This window comes from Streptomyces sp. NPDC057638 (assembly GCF_042800315.1).
Lineage (GTDB): Bacteria > Actinomycetota > Actinomycetes > Streptomycetales > Streptomycetaceae > Streptomyces.
This window is the reverse complement of record NZ_JBHVHF010000366.1, coordinates 1-6,751: the sequence shown is the minus strand read 5'-3', so window position 1 is coordinate 6,751 and position 6,751 is coordinate 1. Positions and strand designations below refer to the sequence as shown.

The following is a 6,751-nucleotide window of genomic DNA, read 5'->3' as shown; positions in this document are numbered from 1 at the left end:
GGTCCGTGTGTGACACACGGACCGGGCCCCCGGGCGTTCTCCTGGTCTCAAACCACCCGGCCTCGGGCCTCCCGGGCTCGGGCCTCCCGGCCTCAAACCACCCGGGCTCGGGCCTCCCGGGCTCGGGCCGCCTGTTCCTCAGACCCGTTGTTGCCTGCCCTTCATCGCGATCCACGCCCGGTCGCCGAGGAAGACCAGGATGATCGCGGCGACCAACTGGAAGGCGTGCCGGCTCCAGTCGATGCCACTGGTCTCGGCGACGCCGAGGCCCGCCGCGATCCAGTTGCCGATCACCGCCCCGCCGATACCGCAGATGGTGGCGAGCCAGAGTGGCAGGTGCTGCTTGCCCGGCAGGATCGCCTTGGCGAGCAGGCCCAGCACAAACCCCACGATAATCGCCCACAACCAGCCCATGGCCGCCTCCTCGTACCTCCCCGGTGAGCAGTTACGCCGCCAGTGTCAGCCCATCCGGGGTACCGCGCATGTCGGCACCGGGCTACGCGCTCCGGCGCAGCCGTTCCCCGTACCGCCGCCGCGCCCCCGCTCTCGTAGGCGTCGCAGGGGCGGCGTACGGTGGGAGAGGTCCGGACCCGAGCGCGTCCGGTGGACAACAGGTGGTGGAACGTGACGCGGAACCAGCCGCATGCCCCGGTCTTCCGGATCACCGGCGCCCGGCAGGGCCTCTCCGACGACGTCCGGGGACGACAGCGGCGCTATGTGATCTCGATGACGGTACGGACCGTGTCGGTCATCCTCGCGGGCGTGCTCTGGAACGTCGAACGGCATGTGGCGATCGTGGCGCTGGTCCTCGGTGTCGTCCTCCCCTATATCGCCGTCGTCATCGCCAACGCGGGCCGGGAGAACATCCCTTCGCTGCCGTCGACCTTCGTCACCAGCGCGGACCGGCCGATGATCACCCCCGGCGATGCCCCGCCGGAACCGGGAACCAGCGGCGCCGACGGTGCCGGCGACCGGCGTCAGGGCAGGCCCACGGCGGGCTGAACTCGGGACTCCGGCGAAGCTCAAGAAAAGCTCAGATCAATCATGAAGTTCCGGTGCACCGCACCCGGTTCCCCGTGACATACTGCCTACGCGCTCCGCATCCCCCGTCGGAGCGACAGACCGACGCCGGGCAGCTCCCCCCGTGGCTGCCCGGCGTCGCCATGTGTGGACAATGATCAGGTGAGCGACGAGTCCCCGATCTGTTCCGCCAAGGGCTGCCGTGTGGCAGCGGTGTGGGTCCTGGCCTGGAACAACCCCAAGCTGCATACGCCCGAACGCCGGAAGACCTGGCTGGCCTGCGACGAACACCGCGAGTCCCTCTCGCAGTTCCTCGCGGTACGGGGCTTCCTCAAGGACGTGGTTTCCCTCGACACCTGGCGGGCGGACCACCCCGCGCCCTGAGACCCCCCCCTGAGACCGCCCCAGGAGCCGCTTCCCGGGGACCGCCCCCGGGACCCGCTGCCCGGACTCCGCCGGGGACGGTTCGTCAGCCGCCGATGGAGGACATGGGGCGGGCGGGCTGCTGGAAGGAGTCCGGGGCGTCCAGGCCCGAGCCCGCCTTCTTGCCCCACATGGCGCGCCGCCATATCCCGGCTATCTCCTCATCCGAGGCGCCCGAGCGCAGCGCGCCCCGCAGATCCGTCTCCTCCCGCGCGAACAGACAGCTGCGCACCTGACCGTCGGCGGTGAGCCGGGTGCGGTCGCAGGCGGCGCAGAAGGGCCGGGTCACGGACGCGATCACCCCGACGCGGTGGGGCCCGCCGTCCACGGTCCAGCGCTCGGCGGGCGCGGAGCCGCGCCGCTCGTCCTCCTCGGCGGTCAAGGTGAAGCGGGTGGCCAGGGAGCGCAGGATGTCCTCGGCGGTGACCATGGACTCGCGCTTCCAGCCGTGCTGCGCGTCGAGCGGCATCTGTTCGATGAAGCGCAGCTCGTACCCCTCCGCGATGGCCCAGGCGAGGAGTTCCGGCGCCTCGTCGTCATTGACCCCCGGCATCAGGACCGTGTTCACCTTCACCGGGGTGAGTCCCGCGGCGCGGGCGGCGGCGAGCCCGTCGAGGACGTCCGCGTGCCGGTCGCGGCGGGTGAGGCGGTGGAAGACCTCGGGCCGCAGGGTGTCCAGCGAGACATTGACCCGGTCGAGACCGGCCGAGCCGAGCGCGGGGGCCAGCCGGGCCAGCCCGATGGCGTTGGTGGTCAGCGAGAGCCGGGGGCGGGGCTCCAGGGCGGCGCAGCGCTCCACGAGCCCGGTGAGCCCGGGCCGCAGCAGCGGCTCACCGCCGGTGAAGCGGACCTCGGTGACGCCGAGGCGGGTGACGGCCACGCCCACCAGGCGGACGATCTCGTCATCGGTGAGGAGAGTCGGCTTGGCGAGCCACTGGAGGCCCTCTTCAGGCATGCAGTAGACACAGCGGAGATTGCAGCGGTCGGTCAGGGAGACCCGCAGGTCGGTAGCGGTGCGGCCATAGGTGTCGAGCAGCATGCGGGGTCCCCTCCCCTCCGGAGATCTCTGTGTCGAGCCTACGTCAGGGCACTGACAGCGCGGCGACCCGTCCTCCGGCGACGGCCGGAGGACGGTCGTACGGCGGGAACCGGCGGCCCGCGTACGCCGTCGGCCCAGGGTTCCGGCGGACGGCGACGGCCCGCGGCCCCGGCGGACGGCGACGGCCCGGCTCTGCCGTTCCGCTGCCGGTGATCTTCCCGGTGGTGTTCCGGTGATTCTCCCGGTGGGCGGGGACGGGGCCGGGCCGGTGCGCGTGGTGAGCGACGCCCCGGGCCCGGGCGGAGTGATCGCGGGCCCGGGTGGGGCGCCTTTCGGGCCCGGGTGGGGTGATCGCGCCCTCAGGCCCGGGTGATCAGTGCGCTCGGGTGGTCAGTGCGCTCCGGTGGTCAGTGCGCTCCGGTTCCCGTGAGTGACTTCACCTCCAGCTCCGCGTACTTGCCCGCGTCGGGCTTCTCCTTGGAGAGCAGCGAGCCGAGCCAGCCCAGCAGGAAGCCCAGCGGGATGGAGACCAGTCCGGGGTTCTCCAGCGGGAACCAGTAGAAGTCCATGTCCTTGAACATCGACGTCGGCTTCCCCGACACCACCGGTGAGAAGAGCACCAGCACCACGGAGGCGGTCAGACCGCCGTAGATGGACCACAGGGCGCCCTGGGTGGTGAAGCGCTTCCAGAAGAGGCTGTAGAGGATCGTCGGCAGGTTGGCGGAGGCGGCGACCGCGAACGCGAGGGCGACGAGTCCGGCCACGTTGAGGTCGCGGGCCAGGGCGCCGAGCGCGATGGAGACGACCCCGATCGCGACCGTGGCCCAGCGGGCGGCGCGGACCTCCTCCTTCTCCGTGGCCTGTCCCCTGCGGATGACGTTGGCGTAGATGTCGTGGGCGAAGGACGAGGAGGAGGCGAGGGTGAGCCCGGCGACCACGGCGAGGATCGTGGCGAAGGCGACGGCCGAGATGACCGCGAGCAGGATGGCGCCGCCCGCCGAGTCGGTGCCTCCGATATGGAGGGCGAGCAGCGGTGCGGCGGTGTTGCCCGCCTTGTTGGACTCGGTGATCTCGGCTGATCCGACGATCGCGGCGGCGCCGAAGCCGAGGGCGATGGTCATCAGATAGAAGGCGCCGATGATGCCGATGGCCCAGTTGACGGACTTCCGCGCGGCCTTGGCGGTGGGCACGGTGTAGAAGCGGATGAGGATGTGTGGCAGTCCGGCGGTGCCGAGGACGAGCGCGATGCCCAGGGAGATGAAGTCCAGCTTGGAGGTGCCGGTGGCGCCGTACTTCAGACCCGGCTCCAGGAACGCGGCTCCCTGGCCGCTCTTCTCGGCGGCGGTGCCGAGGAGTTCGGAGATGTTGAAGTTGAACTTGAGCAGCACCAGGAAGGTGATCAGCAGCGTTCCCGCGATGAGGAGGACCGCCTTGACCATCTGCACCCAGGTGGTGCCCTTCATGCCACCAATGGTGACGTACAGGATCATCAGTATGCCGACGAGGGCGACGATGAGGACCTTGCCGCCGTCGTTGGTGATGCCGAGGAGGAGCGAGACCAGCACACCGGCGCCCGCCATCTGCGCCAGGAGGTAGAAGATGGAGACGACGATGGTGGAGGTCCCGGCGGCGGTACGGACCGGGCGCTGGCGCATCCGGTAGGCCAGGACGTCACCCATGGTGAAGCGGCCGGAGTTGCGCAGCGGTTCGGCGACCAGCAGCAGCGCGACCAGCCACGCGACCAGGAAGCCGATGGAGTAGAGGAAGCCGTCGTACCCGAAGAGGGCGATGGCTCCGGCGATCCCGAGGAACGAGGCGGCGGACATGTAGTCGCCCGAGATCGCGAGGCCGTTCTGGAAGCCGGTGAACTGGCGCCCGCCCGCGTAGAAGTCGGCGGCGCTCTTGGTCTGGCGGCCCGCCCACACGGTGATCGCCAGGGTCGCCACGACGAACAGGCCGAAGAGGGTGATGATCAGTGGCCGGTGTTCGGTGGTGGCGTTCTCGGCCGCGAGGCCGGTGAGGGTGGTGGTGTCGGTCATGCCCCGCCTTCCATACGGGCCTTGATGGCGTCGGCCCGGGGATCGAGCTTCGCGGCGGCGTGGCGCGAGTAGAGCCAGGCGATGAGGAAGGTGGTCAGGAACTGCGCGAGGCCGAGGACCAGGGCCACGTTGATGTTGCCGAAGAGCTGGGTCCCCATGAAGTCGCCCGCGTAGTTGGAGAGCAGGACGTAGAGCAGGTACCAGGCGATGAACGCGATGGTCAGGGGGAAGGCGAACGAGCGGTAGGTGTGGCGCAGTTCGCCGAACTCCGGGCTCCGCTGCATCGCGACGAAGTCCTCGGTCGTCGGCTGCGCGGTACGGGTGTGCGTCTCGCCCTGCGTCGGCGGTGGTGCGTCGGTGGCCACGGATTCTCCTCGTGACGGTGGAGCCATCTGGTGGGACAAGCGGGACCTTCGGTCAGGAGCGTTCTCGGGGTGTTCCGGGGGCTGTCTGATGGTGCTCCTCCTCCCGACAACGACACGGAGAGCACGCCGGGTCGGTTCAACTTCGGCCGTTTTTCTTGTCCGTCAGCGCTTTTTCCATCAGGTTTTACGCTCGTATGGATTGATGGTGATCAAGTTGGCGCGATAGTTTCCCTGGTCATGTACCCGTCCACGCTCAACCCGTGCGTGGACGGCTGTCACGGATGATGTGGAGAACCCATGGCTGATCTGGGATCCAGACGGCGCCGCGCTCTCGCGCTGCCCGTCGGCCTCGCGCTCACGGCTTCGCTCGGCTTCCTCCCCGCGGGTGCCGCCTCGGCCGCCCCCGCCGACGCCGCCCCCGCCGTGGCCACGGCCGACGGCCCGAAGCTGTCGTATGTCGTGAACGTCAAGAGCGGTGCCCAGACCGCCAAGGACGTCAAGAAGGCGATAGCCAGGGCCGGTGGCTCGATAGTGATCGCCTACGACCAGATAGGCGTCATCGTCGTCCACTCGCAGAACCCGGCCTTCGCCCAGACCATCCGCACGGTGCGCGGGGTCGAGTCGGCGGGCTCCACCCGTACCGCCCCGCTCTCCACCGCCTCCGACACCGCCGTCGGCTCCCCGACCCCGCTGGGCGCCGCCGAGGCGCGCAAGGCCGCGGCCGGGACGAAGGCGGGCGAGGACACCTACCAGGGCCTCCAGTGGAGCCTGCCCGCCATCAAGGCGGACCGGGCGCACGAGCGCACCCTGGGCAGCAAGAAGGTCACGGTCGCCGTCATCGACACGGGCGTCGACGACACCCACCCCGACCTCGCGCCCAACTTCGACGCGCGCGCCTCGGCCAACTGCGTCACCGGCAAGCCGGACAACTCCCCCGGCGCCTGGCGCCCCGGCCCGACCGAGAGCTCCCACGGCACCCATGTCGCGGGCACCATCGCGGCGGCCAAGAACGGCACCGGTGTGGTCGGTGTCGCCCCGGGCGTCAAGGTCTCCGGCATCAAGGTCTCGACCGAGGCGGGCTTCTTCTACACCGAGGCGGTCGTCTGCGGCTTCGTCTGGGCCGCCGAGAAGGGCGTCGAGATCACCAACAACAGCTACTACGTGGACCCGTGGCTGTTCGCCTGCAAGAACGACCCCGACCAGAAGGCTCTGGTCGAGGCCGTCGGCCGGGCCACCAAGTACGCCGAGCGCAAGGGCGCGGTGAACGTCGCCGCGGCCGGCAACGACCGTACGGACCTGGCCGCCGACAAGGTCACGGACACCTCCAGCCCCAACGACACCACCCCGGTGACGCGCGAGGTCAGCCCGAAGACCTGCCTGGACATCCCGACCCAGCTCCCGGGTGTCGTGACCACCTCGTCGCTGGGCGCGAAGACCCTGAAGTCGTCGTTCTCCAACTACGGCGACCGCGTGATCGACATCTCCGCGCCGGGCGGTGACTCGACGGCCTTCCAGAAGCCGGAGGGCCCGGCCGTGGACGGGCGGATCCTCTCCACCCTGCCGAACAACCGCTATGGCTACGCGGCCGGTACGTCGATGGCCTCCCCGCATGTCGCGGGTGTGGTGGCGCTGCTGAAGTCGAAGCACCCGTCCGCCTCCCCGGCCGCGCTGAAGGCGATGCTGTACGCGCAGGCCGATGACACGAGCTGCACCAACCCGTACGACATCAACGGGGACGGCGTCGTCGACGCGGTCTGCGAGGGTACGAAGGCGAAGAACGGCTTCTACGGCCACGGCATCGCCGACGCGCTCGACGCGGTCCGCCGCTGACGACCCCCGGGTGGGGCCGGGCGCGTGCCCGGCCC

At 70.2% G+C, this 6,751-nt stretch carries 7 protein-coding genes; 3 read left to right on the top strand and 4 right to left on the bottom strand.

Annotation, left to right across the window (positions count from 1 at the left end):
- Nucleotides 1–138: 138 nt before the first annotated feature.
- Nucleotides 139–414 carry a GlsB/YeaQ/YmgE family stress response membrane protein gene (locus ACFVIM_RS30985; protein ID WP_384308399.1) on the bottom strand — a complete coding sequence of 92 codons (276 nt, stop codon included), beginning with the start codon at nucleotides 412–414 and terminating at the stop codon, nucleotides 139–141.
- 210 nt (nucleotides 415–624) lie between these two features.
- On the opposite strand from ACFVIM_RS30985, the gene ACFVIM_RS30980 reads away from it, so the two are divergent.
- Together ACFVIM_RS30980 and ACFVIM_RS30975 are read left to right on the top strand one after the other, a co-directional pair.
- Entirely contained in the window at nucleotides 625–1,002 is a 378-nt protein-coding gene (locus tag ACFVIM_RS30980; RefSeq protein WP_384308396.1) for a DUF3099 domain-containing protein, read from the top strand.
- Between the two features lie 180 nt (nucleotides 1,003–1,182).
- The gene (locus ACFVIM_RS30975) at nucleotides 1,183–1,404 is read left to right on the top strand and encodes a hypothetical protein (protein ID WP_384308393.1); all 222 of its coding nucleotides are present in this window, start codon (nucleotides 1,183–1,185) and stop codon (nucleotides 1,402–1,404) included.
- 85 nt (nucleotides 1,405–1,489) lie between these two features.
- On the opposite strand, the gene moaA is transcribed toward ACFVIM_RS30975, so the two are convergent.
- The 3 genes from moaA to ACFVIM_RS30960 form a co-directional block, all read right to left on the bottom strand.
- Nucleotides 1,490–2,482, bottom strand: coding sequence for a GTP 3',8-cyclase MoaA (gene moaA / locus ACFVIM_RS30970; RefSeq protein WP_384308390.1), 993 nt, complete (start codon nucleotides 2,480–2,482; stop codon nucleotides 1,490–1,492).
- Nucleotides 2,483–2,889: 407 nt separating this feature from the next.
- Nucleotides 2,890–4,521 carry a cation acetate symporter gene (locus ACFVIM_RS30965; protein WP_384308387.1) on the bottom strand — a complete coding sequence of 544 codons (1,632 nt, stop codon included), beginning with the start codon at nucleotides 4,519–4,521 and terminating at the stop codon, nucleotides 2,890–2,892.
- Nucleotides 4,518–4,886: a DUF485 domain-containing protein gene (locus ACFVIM_RS30960; RefSeq protein ID WP_384308384.1), complete on the bottom strand. Its 369-nt coding sequence runs from the start codon at nucleotides 4,884–4,886 to the stop codon at nucleotides 4,518–4,520. The genes ACFVIM_RS30965 and ACFVIM_RS30960 overlap by 4 nt, the downstream gene beginning before the upstream one ends.
- 297 nt (nucleotides 4,887–5,183) lie before the next feature.
- Here ACFVIM_RS30960 and ACFVIM_RS30955 point away from each other — a divergent pair, with 297 nt between their 5' ends.
- Nucleotides 5,184–6,716 (top strand): S8 family serine peptidase, encoded by a 1,533-nt coding sequence (locus ACFVIM_RS30955; protein WP_384308382.1) that lies wholly within the window; start codon nucleotides 5,184–5,186, stop codon nucleotides 6,714–6,716.
- Nucleotides 6,717–6,751 lie beyond the last annotated feature (35 nt).